Source organism: Nguyenibacter vanlangensis (assembly GCF_013376155.1).
Lineage (GTDB): Bacteria > Pseudomonadota > Alphaproteobacteria > Acetobacterales > Acetobacteraceae > Gluconacetobacter > Gluconacetobacter vanlangensis.
The window spans coordinates 1-3,090 of sequence record NZ_JABXXP010000346.1 but is presented as its reverse complement, the minus strand read 5'-3'; the positions used below and the strand labels follow the sequence as shown (position 1 = coordinate 3,090).

Below are 3,090 nucleotides of genomic sequence, written 5' to 3'. Positions count from 1 at the left end.
AAGATGCTCTACAAAACAACGTTTTAGGGTGCGTCATGACTGGTCTGTCCCATCATGACGCGCAGGAGCAATAGCCGATGCCGATGACGGCGCAGGAAATCGAAGCCTATAGCATCCATGATCGCCGCCCGCCCGATCACCCCCGACAGCGGAAATCCCCCGCCCAGCGACTTCGCGACACAGACCAGGTCCGGCGCCACCCCCGACAAGGCGATGCCGAACAGGCTCCCCGTCCGGGCGAAGCCCGTCTGCACCTCGTCGGCAATCAGCACGATCCCATGTCTGTCGCAGACCGCGCGCAGGGCCCGCAGCAATTCGGGCGGCGCCACGCGGAACCCGCCCTCGCCCTGCACCGGTTCGATGATGATGGCGGCCACCTGCTCCGGCGCGATGTCGGCGGCAAAGACCAGCTCCAGCGCCCGCAGACTGTCCGCCACGCCGATCCCGTCGGCAGGGAAGGGGACATGGAAGATCCCCGCCGGCATGGTGCCGAACGGCGCCTTGTACGGCGTCACCTTGCCGGTCAGGGCCGAGGCCAGCAGCGTGCGCCCATGAAACCCGCCGGCAAAGGCGATCACCCCGCTCCGCCCGGTGGCCGCCCGGGCGATCTTCACCGCGTTCTCGGTCGCCTCGGCGCCGGTGGAAAACAGGATGGTCTTGGCCGGGCCGGGAAAGGGCGCCAGCGCGTTCAGCCGCTCGGCCAACGCGATATAGGGCTCATAGGGCGCCACCTGAAACGCGGTATGGGTATACAGCGCCATCTGTCGCTGCACCGCATCCATCACCTTCGGATGCCGATGCCCGACATTCAGCACCGCGATCCCGCCCGCGAAATCGATGAAGCGCCGGCCCTCCACATCCCACAGCTCGGCATTCTCCGCCTTCGCGGCATGAATCGCCGTGGCGCTCGCCACGCCGCGCGGCACGGCGGCCGCGCGCCGGGCCAGAAGATCGGAATTGCTCGGTGCCATCGCTCTTAATCCCTGCAAGACGAGCCGCCACGCGGCCGGACTGCCCGGCTTCTACGTCCTGCCGCGCCGGCGCGGGAGACGCCGAGTAGGCGACACTGGTGACGTCCGGTCACCACCCTCCACCGGACCGCCCGCCGCGAACCGCGCAACCCGCACGCCCGATATGTGCCCAATATGCGCCCAATATGCGATGACGAAATCGAATCCCTGCTGATGCAGAAAACGAACTACGAGGAACCGGCCTTCCGCGGCCGCGCCGGGGCCCGGTTCCGGATCATCTGTCACGAGAATTTGTTCCGGAATCCGCGACCTTACCATCTTGTAAACGTGTACCGTTTCAAAACAACATGGCGGCGAAAGCCGGGGGCAGCACCTCAGGGGCGACACCGGCAACCGTAAGACCAAGACGCATAAGCCGCTTTCCAAATCCCCGTCACGCAACCCCCTACGCCGCAACCAGCAAGACGACCTCCCGTTTGATGGACCCGGTGCCCGGCACCGGTCTTCTCTTCGACGATGTCCTGACGACCCAAGAACAATAATCTCACCGTCCGGCGGCTCCCGGCCGTCCAGATATTCAGCCCCCTCGCGATACCGCAAGACCCACAGGCATGATGTTCACCAGATCGCTCGCCCTTCTGGCGCGCTACGCGTTGATCGCGTCGGCGTTGCTGGGTTTTTTCGCCGGCCGTCCCGCCCACGCGCAATATCGCGGCCCGATCTCCGCCACCGCCCCGACCTTCTCGCTCGACACGCCCACCGCCTATGAAAACACGCCCTTCACGCCGCCGGTCGAGCACATGTACCAGCCCTGGGCCAACCTGGTGAAGGACCTGAACCGGCGGGGCATCGGCATCGTCATCGATTATACCAGCGAAAGCGCGCTCGCCCTGGATGGCGGCAATGCCGGCGACGCCGGGTACGCCCATCAGATCGGCGTCGAACTCGACCTGGACTGGAGCAAGCTGGTCGGCTGGCGCGGCTTTACGACCCATGCGGTGGCGGTCAACCGCGCCGGTCACAACATGGCCGCCGATTTCGGCGACCGGTCCCTGAACGGGTTTCAGGAAATCTATGGCGGCGGCGGCAATGTCGGCGTCCACCTGGTCTATGTCTACGGCACGCAGGATCTGTGGGGCGGACGGCTGCAGATCGCGGCGGGCAAGATGCCGGTCAATATCGATTTCTCCGCCTCGCCTTTGTTCTGCACCTTCATGAACAAATCGATGTGCGGCAACCCGAAATCCCTGACCCGCGGCGACCCGGGCTACGGCACCTATCCCGGTTCGACCTATGGCACGCGCTTCCGCCTCTGGCCCATGCACGGCATGTATGTTCAAGCGGGCCTGTACGGCGTCAATCCGGACCTCAATACCAACAGGTATGACCGTACCGGCTTCAATTTCAGCACCAATCGCTATACGGGCATCTATGTCCCGGTCGAATTCGGGCTGATTCCCACCTTCGGGCCGCACAACCTGGTCGGGCACTACAAATTCGGCGTCGCCTATGACGACGCGAACTATGCCGACAATTATCTCGACATCTACAACAACCCCGCCCCCCTGACCAGAAAGCCCTTCCGTACCGACAACGGCAAGACCCAGATCTGGGTCGAGGGCGACCAGATGCTGGTCCGCAACGGACACGGCCCGCTGAACGGGCTCTATGTCATGGCCGGCCTGGTCCGCAACGATCCCAGGACCAGCGCCTATCTGTACCAGTTCTACGGCGCGCTGGTCGACCGGGGCATATTCCACTCCCGTCCGCAGGACACGTTCGGCATCGAACTGTCACGCACCACCGCCAGCCCCGACCTCGTCGCCGCCCAGCGGATCGATTACGCGCTGGGCAGAAAACTGCCCGGCAACACCACCTATCCGCAAAGCCACCTGACGGTGCTCGAAGTCACCTATAGTTTTCACGTCACACGCGGCCTGTCCATGCAGCCGGACTACCAGCGCATCATGCGCCCCAACCTGCAGCGCAACAAACCGGCAATCGACGCGATCGGCCTCAAGGTGCACGCGGTATTCTAATTCCCGCCACGGACCCCGCGGGGCCCGTGGCGTCCCGCCCTCAGAACGAGCGGATGCGGCTGCGCGGCGGCCGCGGCCCG

General features: G+C 64.8%; 1 protein-coding gene and 1 pseudogene. One reads left to right on the top strand and one right to left on the bottom strand.

Annotation, left to right across the window (positions count from 1 at the left end; translation table 11 throughout):
* Window positions 1–107: 107 nt before the first annotated feature.
* A pseudogene (locus tag HUK84_RS13570) lies at window positions 108–971 on the bottom strand (aspartate aminotransferase family protein); the annotation flags it as partial.
* A 611-nt stretch (window positions 972–1,582) separates the two neighbouring features.
* On the opposite strand from HUK84_RS13570, the gene HUK84_RS13565 reads away from it, so the two are divergent.
* Window positions 1,583–3,010: a carbohydrate porin gene (locus tag HUK84_RS13565; protein WP_246285675.1), complete on the top strand. Its 1,428-nt coding sequence runs from the start codon at window positions 1,583–1,585 to the stop codon at window positions 3,008–3,010.
* Window positions 3,011–3,090: the final 80 nt, after the last annotated feature.